This window comes from Rhizobium sp. M1, from assembly GCF_002531805.1.
Classification (GTDB): Bacteria; Pseudomonadota; Alphaproteobacteria; order Rhizobiales; family Rhizobiaceae; genus Rhizobium; species Rhizobium etli_C.
Window position 1 is genome coordinate 1 of record NZ_NWSW01000053.1, and the last position, 20,428, is coordinate 20,428.

17 protein-coding genes and 4 pseudogenes are annotated in these 20,428 nt (G+C 60.3%); 15 read left to right on the plus strand and 6 right to left on the minus strand.

What is annotated here, in order from left to right; all coding sequences use genetic code 11:
* On the plus strand, window positions 1-199 hold a 199-nt coding region (locus CO655_RS34180), incomplete at its 5' end, for a hypothetical protein (protein ID WP_210201036.1).
* A 592-nt stretch (window positions 200-791) separates the two neighbouring features.
* Here the strand turns inward: CO655_RS34180 and CO655_RS30685 are convergent.
* Window positions 792-1,496 carry a nitrogen fixation protein NifQ gene (locus tag CO655_RS30685; RefSeq protein ID WP_085739653.1) on the minus strand — a complete coding sequence of 235 codons (705 nt, stop codon included), beginning with the start codon at window positions 1,494-1,496 and terminating at the stop codon, window positions 792-794.
* A gap of 688 nt (window positions 1,497-2,184) precedes the next feature.
* Between CO655_RS30685 and CO655_RS33665 the strand changes: the two genes are divergently transcribed.
* From CO655_RS33665 to fni, 11 genes are all read left to right on the plus strand, one after another.
* Window positions 2,185-2,631 carry a hypothetical protein gene (locus tag CO655_RS33665; protein ID WP_176539339.1) on the plus strand — a complete coding sequence of 149 codons (447 nt, stop codon included), beginning with the start codon at window positions 2,185-2,187 and terminating at the stop codon, window positions 2,629-2,631.
* A gap of 155 nt (window positions 2,632-2,786) precedes the next feature.
* Entirely contained in the window at window positions 2,787-3,224 is a 438-nt protein-coding gene (locus tag CO655_RS30695) for a protein psiB (RefSeq protein WP_085739652.1), read from the plus strand.
* A gap of 64 nt (window positions 3,225-3,288) precedes the next feature.
* Complete coding sequence (locus CO655_RS30700) at window positions 3,289-3,459, plus strand: CCE_0567 family metalloprotein (protein WP_085739651.1); 171 nt, start codon at window positions 3,289-3,291, stop codon at window positions 3,457-3,459.
* 1,576 nt (window positions 3,460-5,035) lie between these two features.
* On the plus strand, window positions 5,036-5,215 hold the full coding sequence (locus CO655_RS30715) for a cytochrome (RefSeq protein ID WP_085739701.1): 180 nt from the start codon (window positions 5,036-5,038) through the stop codon (window positions 5,213-5,215).
* 68 nt (window positions 5,216-5,283) lie between these two features.
* Window positions 5,284-6,564 (plus strand): cytochrome P450, encoded by a 1,281-nt coding sequence (locus tag CO655_RS30720; protein WP_097667778.1) that lies wholly within the window; start codon window positions 5,284-5,286, stop codon window positions 6,562-6,564.
* 5 nt (window positions 6,565-6,569) lie between these two features.
* Window positions 6,570-8,171: a cytochrome P450 gene (locus tag CO655_RS30725; RefSeq protein ID WP_097667779.1), complete on the plus strand. Its 1,602-nt coding sequence runs from the start codon at window positions 6,570-6,572 to the stop codon at window positions 8,169-8,171.
* Window positions 8,158-9,000: an SDR family oxidoreductase gene (locus CO655_RS30730; RefSeq protein ID WP_018247209.1), complete on the plus strand. Its 843-nt coding sequence runs from the start codon at window positions 8,158-8,160 to the stop codon at window positions 8,998-9,000. Before CO655_RS30725 ends, CO655_RS30730 begins: the two co-directional genes overlap by 14 nt.
* On the plus strand, window positions 9,000-10,343 hold the full coding sequence (locus CO655_RS30735) for a cytochrome P450 (protein WP_018247208.1): 1,344 nt from the start codon (window positions 9,000-9,002) through the stop codon (window positions 10,341-10,343). The genes CO655_RS30730 and CO655_RS30735 overlap by 1 nt, the downstream gene beginning before the upstream one ends.
* 790 nt (window positions 10,344-11,133) lie before the next feature.
* Window positions 11,134-12,687, plus strand: coding sequence for a hypothetical protein (locus CO655_RS30745; protein WP_085739649.1), 1,554 nt, complete (start codon window positions 11,134-11,136; stop codon window positions 12,685-12,687).
* Window positions 12,684-13,586, plus strand: coding sequence for a hypothetical protein (locus CO655_RS30750; protein ID WP_097667780.1), 903 nt, complete (start codon window positions 12,684-12,686; stop codon window positions 13,584-13,586). The genes CO655_RS30745 and CO655_RS30750 overlap by 4 nt, the downstream gene beginning before the upstream one ends.
* Before the next feature lie 19 nt (window positions 13,587-13,605).
* Window positions 13,606-14,739, plus strand: coding sequence for a type 2 isopentenyl-diphosphate Delta-isomerase (gene fni / locus CO655_RS30755; protein WP_176539340.1), 1,134 nt, complete (start codon window positions 13,606-13,608; stop codon window positions 14,737-14,739).
* A gap of 129 nt (window positions 14,740-14,868) precedes the next feature.
* Here the strand turns inward: fni and CO655_RS30760 are convergent, their stop codons facing one another.
* On the minus strand, window positions 14,869-15,798 hold the full coding sequence (locus CO655_RS30760) for a polyprenyl synthetase family protein (protein ID WP_008536525.1): 930 nt from the start codon (window positions 15,796-15,798) through the stop codon (window positions 14,869-14,871).
* 251 nt (window positions 15,799-16,049) lie between these two features.
* Between CO655_RS30760 and CO655_RS34560 the strand changes: the two are divergent.
* Window positions 16,050-16,259: pseudogene (locus CO655_RS34560) on the plus strand (IS6 family transposase); the annotation flags it as partial.
* 369 nt (window positions 16,260-16,628) lie between these two features.
* On the opposite strand, the pseudogene CO655_RS34565 reads toward CO655_RS34560, so the two are convergent.
* From CO655_RS34565 to CO655_RS30765, 3 genes and pseudogenes are all read right to left on the minus strand, one after another.
* Window positions 16,629-16,777, minus strand: a pseudogene (locus CO655_RS34565) (IS5/IS1182 family transposase); the annotation flags it as partial.
* A gap of 86 nt (window positions 16,778-16,863) precedes the next feature.
* On the minus strand, window positions 16,864-16,980 hold the full coding sequence (locus CO655_RS33670) for a transposase (protein WP_008536526.1): 117 nt from the start codon (window positions 16,978-16,980) through the stop codon (window positions 16,864-16,866).
* 32 nt (window positions 16,981-17,012) lie between these two features.
* The gene (locus CO655_RS30765) at window positions 17,013-17,252 is read right to left on the minus strand and encodes a hypothetical protein (RefSeq protein ID WP_050566460.1); all 240 of its coding nucleotides are present in this window, start codon (window positions 17,250-17,252) and stop codon (window positions 17,013-17,015) included.
* Window positions 17,253-18,916: 1,664 nt separating this feature from the next.
* On the opposite strand from CO655_RS30765, the gene CO655_RS30775 reads away from it, so the two are divergent.
* Window positions 18,917-19,420 (plus strand): helix-turn-helix transcriptional regulator, encoded by a 504-nt coding sequence (locus tag CO655_RS30775; protein WP_010069248.1) that lies wholly within the window; start codon window positions 18,917-18,919, stop codon window positions 19,418-19,420.
* A 517-nt stretch (window positions 19,421-19,937) separates the two neighbouring features.
* Here the strand turns inward: CO655_RS30775 and CO655_RS30785 are convergent.
* Window positions 19,938-20,048, minus strand: a pseudogene (locus CO655_RS30785) (IS481 family transposase); the annotation flags it as partial.
* Window positions 20,049-20,110: 62 nt separating this feature from the next.
* On the opposite strand from CO655_RS30785, the pseudogene CO655_RS30790 reads away from it, so the two are divergent.
* Window positions 20,111-20,392: pseudogene (locus tag CO655_RS30790) on the plus strand (transposase); the annotation flags it as partial.
* Window positions 20,393-20,428 lie beyond the last annotated feature (36 nt).

Here is a 20,428-nt window from a genome sequence, read left to right on the forward strand (position 1 = left end):
AGCAGCATATAAATCAGTTGTTTTGCTGATCTTCAGCTATTTAATTCCAAACTTTCGAAGGCGGGATCGACAAACTCTTGTCTCGAAACCGCCAAACTGGACGAAGCGGCTGCGAGGTCTTGTCGGTTGGAAATCGCTTGCGTCAAAGATCAACAAATCTCGTCCGTATCCTTACATCTCAGGCGAGGGACAGAAGTAGTGTGGCAAATCGTAGAGCCAAACAGATCGGTACCGCATTGACGGCCGATCGGCTTCGCACCGCGCGTCGGAATTAAGGCCGGATGATCAGCAGAACGCATATGAAGGCACAGTAGAGATTGTCGCTTACAACAAGCTCGCTGTTATGCTGTCTCCATGAACAAATAGGAGGAATGCCGACAGCTTGGCAGCTGCAGTCTTGCAGGCCCGGATTGTTCCGCCATTGGCGAGATTGACAACGGAGCCGGTTTCGATCGTCAGCGGGCCAAATTCTGGAGGAAATGCTCGAAGGCTACAGCAAAGATCGTGAGCAAGCTATCAAGTTAAAGCGCTAGTCGCGGATGCTTTTTTCCGGCCGCACGCTCAGCTCCGACAAATTGTAGATCGCGTAATCGAATATGGCGAAGAGCTTAAGGCAATTTTAGTAGGCGCTATAGAATGGACCGATGATCATTATCCGACGACGACATCACCGCTCATATTTAGGAAAGTGGCATTTGCGCGTGCCCGCACAGTCGCAACATCGGGAGCAATAATCCCCCGTATCGGTTCAACGTCGCCGGACAAGCCCGCCAAGATTGCATCTGTGGCCTTTACGTTTTCAAGATCTCGCGCCCGACGAACTCTGCCGCTCCAGAAAGACTTCCGCTTTCCTCAGGGAGAAAGCATTCATTAAAATCGCCGCATTCCTTGCAGCTGGGAGCGCTACAAAGGGAAAAGCCTTCAGCTTCGCAAATCTTGCGGTAGAAATATTTTTTCCACCTCATGTTGCTGGTGTTGCCTGCCGCCAGCGCCGGAAAATGCGCGAACAGCAATCTCCTAAGTTCGGCTTTGTCATGCAAGCCGAGATCCCGCCAGAGGTGGTCTTCACGCATGGAACGTCGCGCAATGATCTTAGCAAAACGCGCGCCCTCAGGGTCGCCTGGCCGCACATGCGCTAGGAGCATGTCGCGCAACAGTTGCTCCTCCGCATCAGGCACGCAATCACTCGCCTCTTGCAGGGCAAAGGCGCGGATAAGCCTTGCCGGGAAACTGCGGGTTGTATCCCGCAGCTCCCTAAGCGAAAGGCCGGTTGCCTCGGTCGCGGTGGCAATCCCCATCTCAATTTCTTCAAGTGCGCGCGAAAAAAAGCGGAAGAGCACATAGTCATCAAATAACTTGAGACCCATCTGGCATGGTCGGCTGAAATAGAGTGTTTGGCAATCGTCGCAGTGGTCGACGGCTATGCCGGTTTGACGTGCGGCGTCCGCAGTTGGTACCGCTACCGTCAAGACCCCGATGTGATGCACATTTGGCATGCGCTTCGTCGCTTTCTCCAATAATCGAATTCAGTTGGCTGCTTTGGTCCCCGGAAGGCGAACATTCAAAGGTTGTGCCAACTTGAGCAAGTGACAATTGAAGCCGGCTTTTCAATCACTCGATCGCCTGTGCAGCGGGAGGCGATCCCGCCTCCCGCTGTCGTCAAACGGACAAACGCAGGCTTTCAATCTGCGGCGCCGATTGAGCAGTCTGAGTGCGGCAATCTGAGGGAAGATCGAAGATCAACTGCTGCGCAACGACGCCTTAGCCGTCGATGAGAGTTATCATATGTCTCTTCGATAGTCCTCAGAGTAGTTGGAGACCGGGCCTGTTCGCCACACTCCGAGGGCCGCCGCCATAGCGAGCAACATGGCGGCGGCAGTATCTCTCCGGGATACGCAATAAAATCTGCCGCTTCCTATCTATTGCATTTTTTTACGTTCTCCGCTGACGTCGCGATCACCTTGTTTGGTTAGACGCTTTGGTCATGCACCAAGGTCGCTAATCAGGAAAATAGATTGATTGGATGCCGTCATCCGCGTTTTGAATAGCACTAAAAACGCGGCACCAAAAACGCCTGGGGACCGAGCGCGAACTCGCGACTGCGGCACTCAGCACACTTTAAGTCAGCCAACAGTGAGCGCGGCTGTTGCCCCGGTTGCGCTAGCCAAATGTCGTGATGCTCGGATGGAACTTGCCGATTGCAAATTTTCTTTCTGCTTTCAGCGTCGTAAGGGGTGCCTTGATAGAAGCTCCACTCGTCAGCTTCTCGCGTCTGCAGCATGGGAGATGATTTCCAATTCTGCCGGGGTATTCGTACAGCGTACAGCTCTCGTCAAACTTGGAACACGCACCCGTTTGCATAGCCTGCCCAAGGTCGGGATCCCGTTCCGCAAATTTGGGACAAATGTCGAGCCATACGAGCGGCGACGCCGATGGCCGCCGCGTTCGATTGCTGAACTCGCCTTAGTCACTGCGCGGCTGCTGGCATGGTCCAACATCGTCGCGTACATGTTTGGCGCGGAATTGGTATGGGGGCGGGCCGGAATAAAACCACGCATATTCAAATATCTCAATAACGTCAACCAGATGGGCGACAGTGGAGCGACACGTCCGGAGCGTGACTTGAACTGAACCGAACCGAATTGGCGCAGGACCATTTACACAGCACGCTGAAATCTGCATATTGCCGCGCGTTGTCGCTATCCCGAGTTGATGCACGACTCGCTTTCGCTCCCGTCAAAAGCAGCTGGGCACGGGCTCTTTTCAAGAATTTAGAAGGCAAGGATATGGAAAATTTTGTGTATCTGTTGGAGCCGGAAACTGCGATCTTTCGCGCCGCTGAGCTCCCTGATCGCAACAGCATTGCATCGATCTCCGGTTTAATTGGCAGTGATCTTATTCAGATGATCCGCTTCGACGACATGCACTCGCTATTTGTTGGGGAAGAAGCTTTGCGAGTTGGGTTAACCGCCTTCACGATCTTTGACGGGTACCCGATCCCTCTTGCCGGGCAGATAGCGCTTTTGGGAGGCGACGGTAGTAAACCTTATCGTTCACCGTCAATAACGATGACGGAAGCCGCGCGACGTTTTCAATGTTGCCGGCCGGTGCTTGATCCTGTGTTTGTTCCGATGGACCGAGTGGCGAACAAGGGCCTCATCGTTGCGGGCGCACTGGAAAGCCTGCAAGTGCGTATTGATCGCCGCTCCCCGGTGCTCCTATGAGCGCAATGACGAATGATAGGATCCAGGTCGCGCCGATTCGCTCAGAGTCCGCGAGCGTGCCGACATGGGCTCGAGAAACGGAAAGCTGACGCCTCAAAGCGGCGTTCACTACGTTGCCGAAGGCCTCCCGTTCAACTGGACAAAGGTCAACACTGAAGGGCGGAAGACGTTCAGTGCATTTGCCGAGTTGGAAGCCGCGAAGGAAAAAGTCGCCATTTTGGCGTGTTCGCGCTGACCCGGCTTTTGGCAACCTATGGCACCAGCTGAATGCCGAAGTAGTTGATCGCTGTCGACGGCGCAACCCGCTTTGCTTGCAGACGCTGTTTCAACGCCTGCTCTCGGCGAAGTCATGCACGTTCATAGCGTAGACGAACGGGGCGAAATCGTCGGCGTCGACGCAGTTGAAACATTGGACGAACGAACGGGAGCAAGACCTTGCCCTTTAGAACCTTTTTTTGCATCCTGCTGCTGGTCACGTGCACCAGCGCTGTTTCGGCCTACGCCGCCTCGCTTTCCATCTTCAAAGCGTTCGCCGTAACCTTAGCGGCTTCGGTTTTCCTTCAGGCCGTTTATTTCTTGAGCCTGCTATTTATGTCCTTCCGGCCCACGCGCGAGAGCGAGTCGATACATTCAGGAACTCGGCAGGCAGACGAGCCACAAAAACGTGATCGCGATAAAACAGAGCAGTCCAACGTCCCCAAGCTTGACCCAAGGCGTAAACGGCGCACCCCTTAGCGGTGTAGGTATTGACCGAATTCATCAGGCGTAAGCTCAATTCGATGTCATGGAACTATTCAACAACCTCCAGCAACCGAGGACCGCTTTCTTCACCACGGTGCGGCGGTCCATGAGATGCTGCATTGGTCTCCCGATTGCTTCATCTTCGGCATGGATCGGGCATCGTCTGGTTTAGAAGGCCTCCGACTAAGGCGACTGCTGCCGACCGCCGCTTCTGATTAGATGACATGTTTCCGGAAGAGAACATGCCTCGAAACTTGATCGTTTCCCGTTGCCTTTTGGACCTACGCCGATCGAGAAGCTCGACCGTCTCGGTAAGCGCGGGGGTGGAAACATTGAGAACAACGTCAACGAGATGACTGCAAGCTCGGAACTTGCATTTGGCGGAAATAAGCTCCGCAAACTTTATTACCGGAGGGTCGAGGCGGGTCCAGTCAGATTTACCCAAAGCCGGCGCTTTTAACGCGGCGGCGCGGTCGACGACGTTCCCGCCCATGGGACGAAAACTGGCGGGGCAACTTCGACGTCGAAGATGGCGCGGATTGTTGCACGAAAGCTCGCCTCGGGGCATCCCATGCAGGTCGCCGACTGTCGGACGCAGATTGGCGTTAGAGCAGGCTTTTGTCAGACATGTACTCCGCGGTTGTCGGCATTGAGACTGAATGGCGGGAGCTTGACACTACGCGCTGCTACGAAATGCCTGCGGAGCCCACGAATTCACTTCGGCACGCGATTTGCTCTGGTCACGGTATGTCGCCAATCGCAGCGCGATGGTCTTCGGGCGGCGCGTCGCTGTTCGCGTCCCGTGAGGTCCGATGGTTTGCTGTGGCAATGATAGTGGCTCGGTTGTGCGCCGGGAAAATGTGAGGAGTGTTGGATGCGATCTAGAATTCTTCGTTTGCGAGCCACACACGTCGCGAGCGGTACAGCCAAAGCGGCGGACCTTGAGCCAGGCGAGAAGCCGGGGGTGTGGGACTGGTTTGGAAGTTATGTTTGCGGACGGGTCGGTGGGCGGGTGGGGTCGAACCTGCTGCGCCAATTCCTACGGTCGGCCGACCTATGGCGTTACCGACATGTTCGATTTCAACCGGCTGCAAAACCCGCACCTGCCGCTCGGCCAAGGGCCGCATCTGTGCGTGGGCGCTGCGCTGGCGCGCCTGAAATTGGGACGTGCCTTCCCCCCGCCGTTCGTGCGGCCGGAGGATCTGGCGCTGGCAATCGCCGCGGAGGACGTCGTCTACACGCTGTCTTAACTCATTTGCTGCCCGCAGTCTGCCCGTCATCTTCCGCCCCTTCCGGGCTTAAAGAGTGAAGCGTCACCATGTCCGAACAATCCTTGCCGACGCTGCCGATGTGGCGGGTCGATCACATCGAGCCCTCGCCCGAGATGTTGGCGCTACGCGCCAAAGGTCCGATCCACCGCGTGCGCCTTCCGTCCGGGCACGAATGCTGGTGGGTGACAGGCTATGACGAGGCCAAGGCGGTGCTGTCTGACGCGGCATTCCGGCCCGCGGGAATGCCTCCGGCGGATTTCACCCCAGATTCGGTCATTCTCGGTTCGCCGGGATGGCTGGTCTCGCACGAAGGGGACGAGCATGCTCGGTTACGCACGATCGTGGCGCCGGCCTTCAGCAACAGCAGGGTGAAGCTGCTTACGCAGCAGGTCGAGGCAATCACCGTGCAGTTGTTCGATACGCTGGCGGTTCAGCCCCAGCCCGCAGACTTGCGACGCCATCTCTCCTTTCCGCTTCCGGCCAAGGTAATCAGCGCGCTGATGGGCGTGCCCTTCGAGGAACACGCCTTTTTCGCAGGGCTCTCCGACGAGGTGATGACGCACCAGCATGAAAGCGGCCCGCGCAGCGCGTCCGGCCTGGCCTGGGAAGAGATCCGCGCCTACATCCACGGCAAAATACGGGGCAAGCGACAGGATCCGGGCAATAACCTGCTGACGGATCTGCTAGCCGCGGTCGACCAGGGCAAAGCGACCGAGGAAGAGGCGATCGGCCTCGCGGCGGGCGTGCTGGTGGCGGGGCACGAGAGCACCGTCGCGCAGATCGAATTCGGCCTGCTGGCCATGTTTCGCCATCCGCAGCAGCGCGAACGCCTGGTCCGTGATCCTTCCCTGGTGGACAAGGCGGTGGAAGAAATACTGCGCATGTATTCGCCTGGCGCGGGGTGGGACGGCATCATGCGCTATCCCCGGACCGACGTTACCATCGCGGGCGTGCATATACCCGCGGAGAGCAAAGTACTGGTCGGCCTGCCGGCGACCTCGTTTGATCCGCGCCATTTCAAAGACCCGGAAGTCTTCGACATCGGACGCGACGCAAATCCCCACCTGGCGTTCTCCTACGGGCAGCACAATTGCATCGGGGCGGCGCTGGCGAGGCTGGAACTGAAGGCCATATTCGGTTCGATCTTCCAGCGCTTTCCCGCGTTGCGCCTGGCCGTGGCGCCCGAAGAACTGAAGTTGCGCAAGGAGATCATCACCGGCGGGTTCGAGGAGATGCCGGTGCTCTGGTGCGGACGCCCCCCGGCATCGCAATCTTCTCATTTGGCGGCGCCTGGCGCGCACCGGTCAGATCAGCCACTCGACAGGTAATCAAGATGGACGTGCAAGACACCACGGCAGCATGCCACGACGCCTTCGCCGAGCTGGCGTCGCCAGCATGCATCCAAGACCCGTACCCGTTCATGCGGTGGTTGCGAGAGCACGATCCGGTGCACCGCGCGGCGTCGGGCCTCTTTCTGTTGAGCCGCCACGCCGACATCTACTGGGCGTTCAAGGCTACGGGCGATGCGTTTCGGGGGCCGGCGCCATCCGAACTGGCGCGCTATTTCCCGCGTGCGGCGAGCAGCCTGTCGCTCAATCTGCTGGCGTCTACGCTAGCCATGAAGGAACCACCGACGCATACGCGTCTGCGCCGGCTGATTTCGCGCGATTTCACCGTGGGCCAGATCGACAACCTGCGGCCGAGCATCGCGCGCATCGTCGCAGCTCGCCTGGATGGCATGGCGCCCGCACTGGAGCGAGGAGAGGCGGTGGACCTGCATCGGGAATTCGCACTGGCCTTGCCCATGCTTGTCTTCGCTGAATTGTTCGGCATGCCCCAAGACGACGTTTTCGAGCTCTCAGCGATCGTCAGCGCCATTCTAGAAGGCCTGAGCCCGCACGCCAGCGATCCACAGCTCGCCGCGGCGGACGTGGCCAGCGCCAGGGTGAAGGCCTATTTCGGCGACCTCATACTGCGCAAGCGCGCCGATCCTCGCCGCGACATCGTGTCGACACTGGTCGGCGCACACACCGACGACGCCGATACGCTCTCGGACGCGGAGTTGATCAGCATGCTGTGGGGCATGTTGCTGGGCGGCTTCGCCACCACTGCTGCGACTATCGACCATGCGGTGCTGGCGATGCTGGCCTACCCCGAGGAGCGGCACTGGCTGCAGGGAGACGCCGCAGGGGTGGAGGCATTTGTAGAAGAAGTACTGCGCTGCGAGGCGCCGGCCATGTTCAGCTCCATTCCGCGTATCGCCCAGCGCGACATCGAACTGCATGGCGTGGTGATCCCGAAGGACGCGGACGTGCGCGTGCTGATCGCGGCGGGCAATCGCGACCCGGACGCTTTCGCTGATCCCGACCGCTTCGATCCGGTGCGGTTCTACAGCACCAGGCCTGGCATGTCGAGCGACGGAAAGATTATGCTGAGCTTCGGCCACGGCATCCACTTCTGCCTAGGTGCTCAACTCGCCAGGGTGCAACTGGCCGAGAGCCTGCCGCAGATCCAGGCTCGCTTCCCCACGTTGGCCTTGGCCGAGCAGCCGACCCGGGAGCCCTCAGCGTTCCTTAGGACGTTCCGCGCGCTGCCGGTGCGGCTACACGCGCAGGCGGCGGCTGAGGTTCGCGTCGTGGTCGACCAGGACCTGTGCGGAACCACTGGTCAGTGCGTGTTGACGCTGCCGGGCACCTTTCGTCAGCGCGAGCCGGACGGCGTGGCGGAAGTGTGCATGGCGACGGTCCCGCAGGCGCTGCACGCCGCCGTGCGCCTAGCAGCCAGCCAGTGCCCGGTCGCGGCCATTCGGGTGATCGAAAGCGAAGCCGGCGATGACCATTGCACCAACCCCGGCCCTACGCCCTCTCCGGCAGACGCTGAGCGACATGCAGCGAAAGACCTACGCAATCCAGGAGAACATGATGGAACGATTTAAAGGCAAGGTGGCCGTGGTGACCGGCGCCGGCGCCGGGATCGGCAAGGCATGCGCCCTCGCCATCGCGCGCGAGGGCGGCAGAGTGGTGGTGGCCGACATTGATGGCCCCGCTGCCATCGCCTGCACCGCACAGATCGCAGCCGAAGCGGGCCAAGCGCTGGCCGTGGCCATGGACATCGCAGATGCGCAGGCGGTGGCAGAGCTGTTCAAAACGGCGAAGCGGCGCTTCGGTGGGGTCGACGTGCTTGTGAACAATGCGAGCGCCATGCATTTGACTCCGCACGACCGCGCGATCCTCGACCTGGACGTGGCGGTCTGGGACCAGACCATGGCGACCAATTTGCGCGGCACGCTCCTTTGCTGCCGGCAGGCCATCCCACAAATGATCGGCCGTGGTGGTGGCGCGATCGTGAACATGTCATCGTGCCAAGGGCTCAGCGGCGACACCGCACTGACGTCATACGCCGCGTCGAAGGCCGCAATGAACATGCTGTCGGCCTCGCTTGCCACCCAATACGGACACGCGAAGATCCGCTGCAACGCGGTTGCGCCAGGTCTTGTCATGACCGAACGTCTCTTCGCCAAGCTGGACGAGTGCATGCAACGGCATCTACACCGGCACCAGCTCCTGCCGCACGTCGGCCGCCCCGAGGACGTAGCCGCGCTGGTCGCGTTCCTGCTCTCGGAGGAGGCTGCGTTCATCACCGGCCAGGTGGTGTGCATCGACGGCGGCATGTTGGCGCATGTTCCAACCTACGCCGACGGTGGCAACAGCGCGGCTCGGCCGGCCGGTGACGCCGCCGAAGCAACCGCAGCGTCGCATTGGTGATGGACATGCTGCTCAACCCGCTGAACCGCTGGCGCCGGCTACGGGACGACATCCCGGTCATGCCTGGCGCTTTCCCCCTGGTCGGGCATCTTCCCGCCATCGTCTGCGATCTGCCGCGCCTGCTGCGGCGCGCGGAAAGGACCCTAGGCAGCCACTTCTGGCTGGACTTCGGCCCGGCCGGACACCTGATGACATGCCTGGATCCAGATGCGCTCGCATTGCTCCGGCACAAGGAAGTGTCCTCGGCCCTGATCGAAGAGATGGCGCCCGACATCCTTGGCGGAACGTTGGTCACTTTGGACGGTAGCGCGCACCGGCAGGCGCGCGATGGGATAAAAGCGGCGTTTCTGCCGAGGGGTCTGACCGAGGCCGGCATCGGCGAGCTGTTCGAACCAATTATTAGGGCTCAGGTCAAGGCGTGGCGCGACCGCGGTGAAGTCGCTATCCTGCCAGACACCCGCAACCTGATGCTCAAACTCACCTTCAGTCTCATGGGCATCCCCGCCCAAGACCTGTCGGAGTGGCATCGCAAGTACCGGCAACTGCTACAATTGATGGTCGCGCCCCCGATCGACCTGCCGGGGATGCCCTTGCGACGCGGCCGCGCCGCCCGCGATTGGATCGACGCGCAGTCGCGCCAGTTCATCCGGGACGCGCGCGCGCGCGCCGCGCGCACCGGGTTGATCAACGACATGGTGAGCGCCTTCGATTGCAGCGATGGCGCGCTCTCCGATGACGTCCTGGTCGCCAATATCCGCTTGCTGCTGCTTGCCGGCCACGAGACCTCCGCCTCGACGATAGCCTGGATGGTGATCGAGCTGGCGCAGCATCCAGAGCTGTGGGACGCCCTGGTCGAAGAGGCGCAACGCGTGGGCGCGGTGCCGACCGGGCACGAGGACCTGGCGCAATGTCCGGTCGCAGAGGCGCTGTTTCGGGAGACGCTACGAATGCATCCGGCTTCCTCGCTCGTACCGCGTCGCGCGATGCAGGAATTACAACTCGGCCAGCGGCGCATTCCTGCGGGCACTCATTTGTGCATCCCACTACTGCATTTCTCGACCTCGCCGCTGCTGCACGAAGCGCCCGATCAGTTCCGTCTGGGGCGGTGGCTGCAACGCACGGAGCCGATCCGGCCGGTGGACATGCTGCAGTTCGGTGCCGGCCCACACGTCTGCATGGGCTATCACCTTGTATGGCTGGAGCTGGTGCAGTTCAGCATCGCCTTGGCATTGACCATGCAGGAGGCCGGGGTGCGGCCGCGATTGATGAGCGGCGTCGAAAAAGGCCGGCGCTATTACCCGACCGCACATCCGTCCATGACAGTCCGCATCGGATTCTCATGAGCTGGGATCCTCTGCCCCGTGTCAAGAGGCAGCGGCGACGACGATGGGCGGCATTGCTGCACTCGGCGCGCGCGCGCGGTGCGACGCCGGCAGCACCGCGGCGGCTCGCCGCTCGCCGCGGCATTCTCTGTCAGGTAGAAGGAGATGAACAACATGCAGAAGGGTTCCACGCTAAACGACGACCGAACTGGCGTTTCCCCGTTCGGCGGATCGGGCGCGCAGGCGTGCGGCGGATTGCCGGTGCGCGCGTCCATAGGCATGGGCGCGCTATGCGCCGTCGCGGAGGATGCCGCGCGTTACGCTGTACCGCGCACTGGATCGCTATCGCGCCTGTTTCGGCGTATTGTAGGTGGTCGAGGATGACACGCCAGCGGATGACGCGACGCTGGGCAAGCCCCCGGCAAGCATGCGGCGGAGAAGAAAGCAACCGGCGTGCCGATCACGAAGCTGCATGCAGCGCCCCAGTCAGTGCCGGGCCTATGGCCAGAGGCCGAGGAAGCCATCATCTCGCTGCGCCCGCGTGCGGAGCGGTTGGCGCAGGCCGTGCAGCGGGCCAAAAGGGTATCTGTTCAAGCACGCGCCGTGCGCATTGGCGCCGGTCCGCACGGAGGCGCCGCCGTACCGCTGCGATCGGCCTGCGGCACCGCTAGATGCTACATTGTGTTCGATTCCACGGCGCAGATCGGAGCGGTTGCCCACCGCGGTCCGCCGCGCTGCCCGGCGGACCGCCGCCAGCATAAGTGCGCTTCGCCGCGCTTCTCGTCAACTGCCTGCAGAGGGAACATCCCGCATGAGTGCGCTGTCCGAACAGATCCTTTCTGAATTGCGCCACCTGCTGAACGAGACGCGCGATGGCGGCAGCGTGAGTCCGTCCGTTTACGACACGGCGCGCGTTTTGCAGTTCAGCGGCAACGTCACCGGTCGGCAGAACGGACACGCGTGGCTCATGGCGCAGCAACAGGCCGATGGCGGGTGGGGAAGTGCTGACTTCCCACTGTTCCGCCATGTACCCACGTGGGCGGCGTTGCTTGCATTGCGGCGTGCCGATCCTCTTCCCGGCGCTGCGGACGCAGTTCAGGCTGCAACGCGGTTCCTCGAGCGCCAGCCGGATCCCTACGCGGATGCGGTGCCGGAAGACGCGCCGGTAGGCGCGGAGCTGATCCTGCCGCAGATCTCCGGCGAGGCCACATCCTTGGTGGGCGACGTGGTGTTTCCGCGCTACCCGGCGCTGTTGCCGTTGCGGCAAGCGTGCCTGGTTAAGTTGGGGACGGTGGGACCGCTGCCGAGCGGCCATCCGTTGTTGCACTCCTGGGAAGCCTGGGGGACGTCGCCGACCACGGCATGCCTGGACGACGACGGCAGCATCGGCATCAGCCCGGCGGCAACCGCCGCGTGGCGTGCGCACGCCCTCACACAGGCGAGCGCGCCACAGGTCGAGCGTGCCGACAGGTATCTTCAGGCCGCATCGCGCGCGGCGCGCAGCGGCATCGAAGGTGTCGTTCCCAGCGTCTGGCCGATCAACGTGTTCGAGCCATGCTGGTCGCTGTACACTCTGCATCTGGCCGGGTTGTTTTCGCATCCCGCGCTCGCCGAGGCGGTGCGCGTGATCGTCGCGCAGCTCGATGCCTGTCTGGGCGTGCGCGGTCTGGGTCCGGCCTTGCACTTCGCGGCCGATGCGGACGACACTGCTGTTGCGTTGTGCATCCTGCGCCTAGCAGGACGCAACCCGACTGCCGACGCGTTGCGCCACTTCGAAATCGGCGGGCTGTTCGTTACCTTCCCCGGCGAGCGCAATGCCTCGGTGTCGACCAACATCCACGCCCTGCATGCGTTCAGACTGTTGGGAAAGCCCACCGCCGGTACCAGCGCTTACCTTGAGGCCAATCGCAACGCGGACGGTCTATGGGACAATGACAAATGGCATGTTTCGTGGCTGTATCCCACCGCGCATGCAATCGCTGCGCTCGCGCAAGGCGCGCCCCAGTGGCGCGACGAGCGCGCGCTGGCGGCGCTGTTGCAGGCGCAGCGCGACGACGGCGGCTGGGGCGCGGGTCGCGCGTCAACATTTGAGGAAACCGCCTATGCGCTGTTCGCGTTGCACGTGATGGATGGGCGTGAAGAGCCGACAGGGCGCGCCCGCATCGCGCTGGCGGTCGCGCACGCGCTGGAGTGGATGCTCGCTCGCCATGAGGCGCATGAATTGCCGCAGACGCCGCTGTGGATCGGCAAGGAATTGTATTGCCCGACCCGGGTCGTGCGCGTGATCGAACTCGCCGGCTTGTGGCTGGCTCTTCGTTGGGGGCGGCGCATCCCGACCGAGGTAGCAGGAGGAATAGCGCAATGATCCCGACCGAAAGCGCGCTGCAGCAAGTACTGGAGTGGGGGCGTTCCCTGACCGGATTCGCCGACGAGCATGCCGTAGAAGCAGTTAGGGGCGGACAGTACATCCTGCAGTGTATCCAACCGAGCTTGCACGATATCAGCGCCCGCACCGGCCGAGATCCGCAGGACGAAAAGCTGATCGTGGCGTTTTATCGCGAGTTGGCGCTACTGTTTTGGCTCGACGATTGCAACGACCTTGGCCTGATCGCGCCGGAGCAGCTGGCCGCGGTGGAGCAGGCGCTGGGGCAGGGCGTGCCATGCGCGATCCCCGGTTTCGAGGGCTGCGCTGTGCTGCGCGCTTCCCTGGCCGCGCTCGCCTACGATAGGCGCGACTATACTGAGCTTCTTAACGATACCCGGTGCTACTGCGCGGCGCTGCGCGCCGGACACGCGCAGGCGGCGGGGGCTGAACGCTGGTCGTACGCCGAATACTTGCACAATTCCATCGATTCGATCGCCTACGCGAACGTGTTCTGTTGCCTGTCGTTGCTATGGGGGCTGGACATGGCGACCCTGCGCGCGCGTCCGGCGTTTCGCCAGGTGCTGCGGCTCATCTCCACGATAGGGCGCCTGCAGAACGATCTGCATGGATGCGCCAAGGATAGGGCGGCGGGAGAGGCCGACAACGCTGCCATCCTGCTCCTGCAGCGTTATCCGGCTATGCCTGTGGAGGATTTCCTCAACGACGAGCTGGTCGGCCATGCGCGCATGCTGCACCGAGTGATGGTGAAAGAACGCTTTCCTGCACCATGGGGACCGTTAATCGAGGCCATGGCGGTCATTCGCGCGAAGTACTACCAGACCTCGATCAGCCGCTACGGCAACGATGCGGCGGGGGGAGGCCAGCGTGCGCCGGCGTGAACGCGCGGGAGGCGGCGGCGTGCGCGCGGCGCCCTCGGTCCGATCCGACGCAACGCCAACGCCCAATACGGCGGATCGAGCGAGCGGGTGCGACGACGCCCTGACCCGGCGCAAGGACGACCATCTGGACCTCGTGCTGGATCGGCAAACGGCGCCAGCCACGGTCGCTGCCGGCTGGGAGCAAATCCGGTTCGAACACTGCGCACTGCCCGAGCTGGACCTGACGCAGATCGAACTGCGCACATCGCTGTTAGGCAAGCCCATGCGTGCGCCGCTGGTGATCAGTTCCATGACCGGCGGAATGCCACGCGCAGAGGCCATCAATCGGCACCTGAGCGAGGCGGCGCAAGCCTTGGGGATCGCCATGTGCGTCGGTTCGCAGCGCGTGAGCCTGCAATCGCGCAATTCCCAGGGGCTGACGCGCGCCCTACGCCGCCTGGCGCCTGACATTCCCTTGCTGGCCAATATCGGCGCTGCGCAACTGCGCGAGGCCGACGGCCTTGATCTGGCGCGCCGGGCTGTCGATGCGCTGGAGGCTGATGGGCTGATCGTCCATCTCAATCCGCTGCAAGAAGTGCTACAGCCGGATGGCGACCGCGACTGGCACGGCGTACTGGCGCAGGTGGCTCGCGCCGCGCGTAGCGTGGGCGTGCCGATCGTGGCCAAAGAAGTCGGGTGGGGCCTGTCCGCCTCGGTGGCCTGCGCGCTCGTCGAGGCGGGTGTTGAGGTGATTGATGTCGCCGGAGCCGGCGGCACCAGTTGGGCCGCGGTGGAGGGCGAGCGCGCCCGCGATGCCGCCGGCCGTGCAGTGGCGATGGCGTTTGCCGATTGGGGGATCCCGACACCGGCCAGCTTGCAGGCGGTCCGTCGGGCACTGCCAACGGTGAAGCTTATCGCGTCCGGCGGGATCCGCGACGGCGTCGACGTGGCCAAAGCCATTCGCCTCGGTGCGGACATTGCCGGACAGGCAGCCGGCGTGCTGCCGGCGGCTACGGTATCGACCGAAGCGGTCGTTGCGCATTTCGAGGTCGTCATCCGCCAGTTGGCCGTCGCCTGCTTTTGCACCGGCTCACCTGATCTGGCGACGTTGCGCCAGGCGCGCTTGTTGCCCTCCGCGCACTTGTTGCCCTCCGCGCATCCGCCAGTCGGATGATGCCGGCGTCGCCCGCTCTGTCGGCCGGCCCAGCGGTTCGATGCAGGGAACGAAGTGTTCATGAAGCAGTTGTTGACGATGAAGCGGTAGTGATGCCGCCGGCTAGGTTATGCGTACCGTAACTCGGGCTTACAAAGGCGCGCAATCCAGCGCCGTTTGTTGAATCAGACCGGCTTTTCCCGGTCCAGCCACGCCTTTGCAAAGTGCATGATTAAGCCAGTCAACGAAGGACCGTTTTTGAGGGCTGGCAGGAATGGTGTCACCTATCTGTTCGAGATACGCATAAAATCTGGCGGCTGCGCTGTCCAATCCTTGGCCGCGAACGATACTGGGTCGATTCAGCTGCGTGTCCACGGCAGGCAATTTGCCAAGCACTTCTGCGCGGCCGACTGTATCTGCGATGTCGTCGGCGATCTGATACGCGTGCCCGAGCAATTCCCCCACCTTAGACCATGGGGCCGGATCTGCACCACTTGCCAGGGCACCGCAAGTAGCCGCCGCGACAAAGAGGGAGCCGGTCTTGTAATGGTGATAGCGGTCGATTGGGACGTGCGTCATTGCCTCCATCGACTGTCCGGCGATCAGTCCGTGACTGGGGCCGACCGCCTCCGCAACCACCTCGATCATGCGCGCGCCCAACTCAGGTGTTAGCGCAGCCTGCAAGCTGAGGTATTTGAAAGCCATCACAATCAAGGCATCGCCGGTCAAAACGGCGATAGGCTCTCCGAAAAGCCGGTGCACCGTTGGTCTGCCGCGGCGTAGCGCCGCGTTATCGAAGCAAGGCAAGTCGTCATGCACCAACGAGGCACAGTGCAGCAATTCAATTGCTGCCGCGGCTCTTGTCGCCAGCTCAGGATCTTTTTCGCCGCACACATAGGAGACTTTCAAGCAGAGCTTGGGGCGCATCCGGGAGCCCCCTGGAAACACTGCCGCGTCCAGCGCTCCACGCAGGTGAGCCGGCGCAGCCGGACTTAGAGCAGTATCCATGGCAGCTCGCAGCGCTTGCTCGATGAGCTTGTCGCTATCGCCAACCACGTCGGCTTGGTGATTCGAAATCATATCGCATCTCCACTTTTGAGACGAAAACGAAAACGGGCCTAGTCCAACCGGTGCCAAACAAAAGGCCGATTTCGCTGTGTCTCTTCAGGTTCTAGGGCACCGTTAAGTTTAGCGGATTGCGGCGGCTAACATGCGGCACCGGCGTGACCAATGAAACGGTGTGCCAGTGGGAGCCTTAACTCGGCAAGGCGATCTCCCACTGGAATCCCTTGAAGCAGTCTCATTCGCGGCGACATGACATCTGAACGTCGGTTACTTCGATCGCGCGCGAAGAACATTGGCTCCGGCGGCGCTGTCGGCCAGAATGGCATCGCTCTCAACGTCTTGATCCAAAGCTGAAGAGGCTCCCGCGCTGAGCAGTGGCTGGTGACAAAGCTCTTTGGATCGGCTGCACGCCGCCGCGCGTGATGATCGCTGACGAGCTCCGTTCGTACGGTACGACATGGGCGAAGATGGGCCTTACATCTAAAGGTGTTGGTCATCGTCGATAGTAGCCACTGGAGCTTGGACCGGAACCATTGCCGGCAGAGATCTGGGCTCCTACAAGCAATTGGTGTGCCACCAGATCATTGTTAGTGAATGTTTCAATGGCGACAGAAGGCGCCTTCCGGTGCTCACCGTGTGTCGGGAGTCGCGGATTGTGCCACTCCGCCTAGTATTTGAACAGCGTCAACCTTGCGAGCGATCCGTCCGAAGGCCAACCCAGCATTGGAGTGATTTGGGTTGAGGTCACAATGCACGTCGGCGCTTGCATCATGCCAGCCTGTCAATGTGCGCGATCGCACACGACTGTCAGCTTTGCGTCAATTACGATCGAACCGATGCTTTTGACGTTTCACGAGGTTACGCTGCCGATAGACCCAGCGTGAGAAGACGACTGAGCCCTTCCAGTTGTTCTTCGGCGCGATGTTGCCGAAGCCTTACACTCGACCGGCTTGGCGAGGATTTCAGCGCTGCCGTAGCCCTTGTCGGCCGGCAGGAAACCGCTTCGAGAAGTCGGTCCCCTACCGCCTTTTGCTAGCGGACTAAAAGGGCGGAGCAGGTGGATCTATACAGCGCTTTCTTTCAAAGCCCTGGTTGCGCCTTGTGTTCGTCAGCGATCAGGAGCGCCTTCGGCTCGACATGCTTGGCGACGGCCGCCCATGCATCCTTGCCGTTCTCGTCCAGGATCACCCGCGTCACCGTTCTGTTCGTTGCATGGCGGTTGGCCTCCCTCAGCGCCAGAACTCACATGCGCTTGCCGTTCTGATTTTCCTTCTTGCGCCCGTCCTTGCGCTCTTCCTTCTTGTCACCTTGCGGAGGACGCCGCCCACATACTTGCCGTCGATCTGCACCGTACCGTGCAGCTTGATCGCATCACGGCGAAGGTCGGCTGCCTCCCGGAGCTTCTGCAGCAGGAAGTAGGCGGTCTTGTACTGGACGTTGACCTTGCGGCTCAGATGGAGCGCCGCCATGCCCTTGGCGGCCGTGATCTCCTCCCAGATTGCCTCCTCTCAGATTGCCATGATGATCTTCTTGAATGAAAGCTTGCGGTTGGCGAAAACCGACAATTCGGCGCGGCATTCCGGCTCCGAGCATCAGAACGACGACGCCGTACGGCTCCAGGCAGCCGCAGCGAGGGCAATATGGCTTCCCGACGTTCTTGGGCCAACGGAAGTCGACGAACAGGCCGTAGGTGTCGTCCTCGGCTGCCCGAAGCCTCTCTCGCGTCAGGCCAGGCGCACTGGTCGTACTTCGAAACCTCCGGTCTCCTGCGGAGAAGGCGTCGTAGGAATTCGGTCTCAGGATGGGAATTCGCTCCTGCAGCATGTTCAGGCTTCCGGTCGATACGCGAGACATAAGCAGACAACTCCGTCGTAAGGACGGAAGCGAAAGGTCAGTGCTCTATTCGTATCGATTTGAACATGAAAGAACCCTTACCAGGAGAACGAAACCACGTTCAGGGGTTAGCACTTTCGTAAGGTTGTCAAACCCGTGCCCTTATATCGGGAGAAAATTCAATGTCTCAGAGCCAGACTACCCAGCGCAATTTATAATCCAGTTCAGTGAAGGGGTCCAGATCGTGAGAGCTGTCTTCGGGTGACCGCGCCTCATGACGACTATTAACGACTCGTTCCCAACAATCGAACATCCGCAAGGTAGATTCACGTTCGAGCATCTTGTGCCTACCTCTGTATGCCTTACTGGGCAGGTAACCTTGCCGTTCAGGCCCTGTCCTGACCTCTGGCCTTAATGATCTTGTTGTTCATTATCTTTTGCCGAGCAGATCAGACGAACACAACGTAGAACTGGTGGTAAAAAGCGCTGATCAGAAAGAATTAATTTCAGCCGCATCAAGCGAAGGTGTAGCGTCTGCCAACTCGTAAAAAAGGCTCATTTCCAGCAAATAAGGGTGCCCTAGAAACAAAAAAAGCCCCCTAGAGGAGCCTTCCCATGGCGTTTCCGCCGAACGCGTGTGCCTTACCGTGGTATACTGATCTCTAAGGTTGCACCTGCAACAGCGACCTTTCGGAAGCCTCGTTGTCTGCTGCTTACAATGATATAACCCTCCCGGTCGACTATTTCAAGCCCTTTGTGTGGATGCGATAAGGTGGCGGCTTCATTTAGCAAAGTTCACGTTTGTGGCACTTGCTCCATGATGCCGGAATTTTCAGAGAGCATCGAACCTACACGCTAGCGGGAGCGGTAACCGATATGGGTTCTTGGCTGAGTGATTTCCAGCACGGCGGAGCTTTCCCAGCTAGCCAAATGGGATATCGTGGGACGGGGAAATGGATCGGTTTTCGAGGATTATGTCTTATCGTCCTCAACGAAGACCGCTTAGAAGATGTTGAGCATTGAATGTGAATTTTCGCTCAAATTCGACGCAACCTAGATGATTCAGTGGCGGGTGCGGCCATAGCCGACTCATCTTTCATGGAACTGGGCCACCGGTCTAGCGAGACTGCTTTGAATGCATTCATGAAGCAATTTGGCTAAACTCTCAAATATTTGCTATAACGCAAAAAATGCCCAAAATGGGTATTTAAAACGGTTGTAGTGTGGCGATGACAAGTGGTTCAAATCGGTTCAGGTTGGCTCAAGCCTACAACGAGTGGCAGGAAAACAGGGACGTGCGGTGACGGAAGATCTAGCAAGCTACAGAAGTTCGAGAGGCCTCGTCAGCACCGCCGATCCGGAGGTTGACAAGGCGATCTATCGAAAGCCAGGTTTCGGCGGCGAAATTACATCGTTGGGTCACATGGAGGAATTGATCAGCGCGTTCCTGAAAAAGACACGCGAAGCGCAGGGCCTGTCTCGCGCAGACGTTGCTCCAATGCTTGGTCTGTCCATCCCTGTATACGGACGCTACGAACGGGCATTTTCCAAAATGACTGTTACTCGGATGATCCATCTGTGTGAGATTCTTGGCTTCATGCCTATCGATATGATCTTTGAAGCTGCGCCACATCTTTGGGGCCGCACATCGGAGGAGGCCGAGGATTGTCTCACACTGGCGAGGATTCTTAGGAGACTTCCGAACGGCACGACGCGCGATCTTATTCGGCTCCTGCAGCGAATGATCCCCGATGACGACGAGAGCGACAGAGGTATCAGTGATGTCGCGGAGCCCGTGAAGTGAGCTGGGTTTGTCTATGACGCCCCCGACCAGTAGTTAGCAGTATTGGTGATAGCTGTCGCAGCCGACGCGCTGTCGTCGGTGTGCAGACACCCGCAATCTCACAACTTAGTTTTTCACTCGAATTTCCGTCTGATCAACAATACGCGCCGATTGCGCAATTTTTCGATCTTTGGTTGGCGTTGATCTCGCTCGATGCTCGAGCGATTCGTCGGAAGCGACGCCAAGTCTATTTGCATGCGCTTTGCTTCGACAGTAGGGTCTGTGTTAAACTCCCTCGTTGGGTTTTCCCGCTCAATGCCATGTGGGTATTCGAGCCGCCGGCGCGCATGCTTTGATTTCGATTGCTGAATCTAAGCCCGTCCTCTCCGCGCCTCCGTTCCATCGCGCCGATCCTTTTTGCCATTCGGCTCGGAAATAGCCTTTTGACATCACGATCAGGTTCCGCGAAAATGGGGTCGAGTCGCTGAGACTGGAAACGCTGTTCATGGCTGTCGCCGTTCAGAGGTAAGGGCATCGCCTAGATGTTTAGTCCCGGCATTTGATGGATGGGGTCGATGATGAATCGATCCGGCTCCAAAGTCCATTGTCTGCAGATGAACTCGTAAGGCGTAAGGCCCTTTAGGAGTCGTGGACTCTTGGGATTCCCAAAGGTGAGCAAATCAGATTCAAGACTGTCTTTTGGAGGCAGTCATGGGTGTTTTAGATCGTCTCATTCTTCGAGATGACCAGTGGGAGCCGATGTCTCGTCATATCATTGGCGACGATCGCACGCGCGGTTCGTCTGGACGTGACAATCGCATGTTTGTGGAAGCGGTCTTGTGGATCGTGCGGACGGGTTCACCCTGGCGCGATCTGCCGGAGGTATTCGGTGATTGCAACAGCGTGTTTCGCCGCTTCAGCCGCTAGAGCCAAAAGGGTGTCTGGTGGCGTGTCTTTGAGGCGATGTCGGAGGATGCCGACTTCGAATATCTGTGAGCGTACGGTGAGCTGTTTTTGCTGATCGGCCAA

Coding starts and splice junctions, on each gene's coding strand:
- CO655_RS30685 (WP_085739653.1), bottom strand. CDS start 1,496: ATGCCAAATGTGCATCACATCGGGGTCTTGACGGTAGCGGTACCAACT.
- CO655_RS33665 (WP_176539339.1), top strand. CDS start 2,185: ATGGAACTTGCCGATTGCAAATTTTCTTTCTGCTTTCAGCGTCGTAAG.
- CO655_RS30695 (WP_085739652.1), top strand. CDS start 2,787: ATGGAAAATTTTGTGTATCTGTTGGAGCCGGAAACTGCGATCTTTCGC.
- CO655_RS30700 (WP_085739651.1), top strand. CDS start 3,289: ATGGGCTCGAGAAACGGAAAGCTGACGCCTCAAAGCGGCGTTCACTAC.
- CO655_RS30715 (WP_085739701.1), top strand. CDS start 5,036: ATGTTCGATTTCAACCGGCTGCAAAACCCGCACCTGCCGCTCGGCCAA.
- CO655_RS30720 (WP_097667778.1), top strand. CDS start 5,284: ATGTCCGAACAATCCTTGCCGACGCTGCCGATGTGGCGGGTCGATCAC.
- CO655_RS30725 (WP_097667779.1), top strand. CDS start 6,570: ATGGACGTGCAAGACACCACGGCAGCATGCCACGACGCCTTCGCCGAG.
- CO655_RS30730 (WP_018247209.1), top strand. CDS start 8,158: ATGGAACGATTTAAAGGCAAGGTGGCCGTGGTGACCGGCGCCGGCGCC.
- CO655_RS30735 (WP_018247208.1), top strand. CDS start 9,000: ATGGACATGCTGCTCAACCCGCTGAACCGCTGGCGCCGGCTACGGGAC.
- CO655_RS30745 (WP_085739649.1), top strand. CDS start 11,134: ATGAGTGCGCTGTCCGAACAGATCCTTTCTGAATTGCGCCACCTGCTG.
- CO655_RS30750 (WP_097667780.1), top strand. CDS start 12,684: ATGATCCCGACCGAAAGCGCGCTGCAGCAAGTACTGGAGTGGGGGCGT.
- CO655_RS30760 (WP_008536525.1), bottom strand. CDS start 15,798: ATGATTTCGAATCACCAAGCCGACGTGGTTGGCGATAGCGACAAGCTC.
- CO655_RS30765 (WP_050566460.1), bottom strand. CDS start 17,252: ATGGCGGCGCTCCATCTGAGCCGCAAGGTCAACGTCCAGTACAAGACC.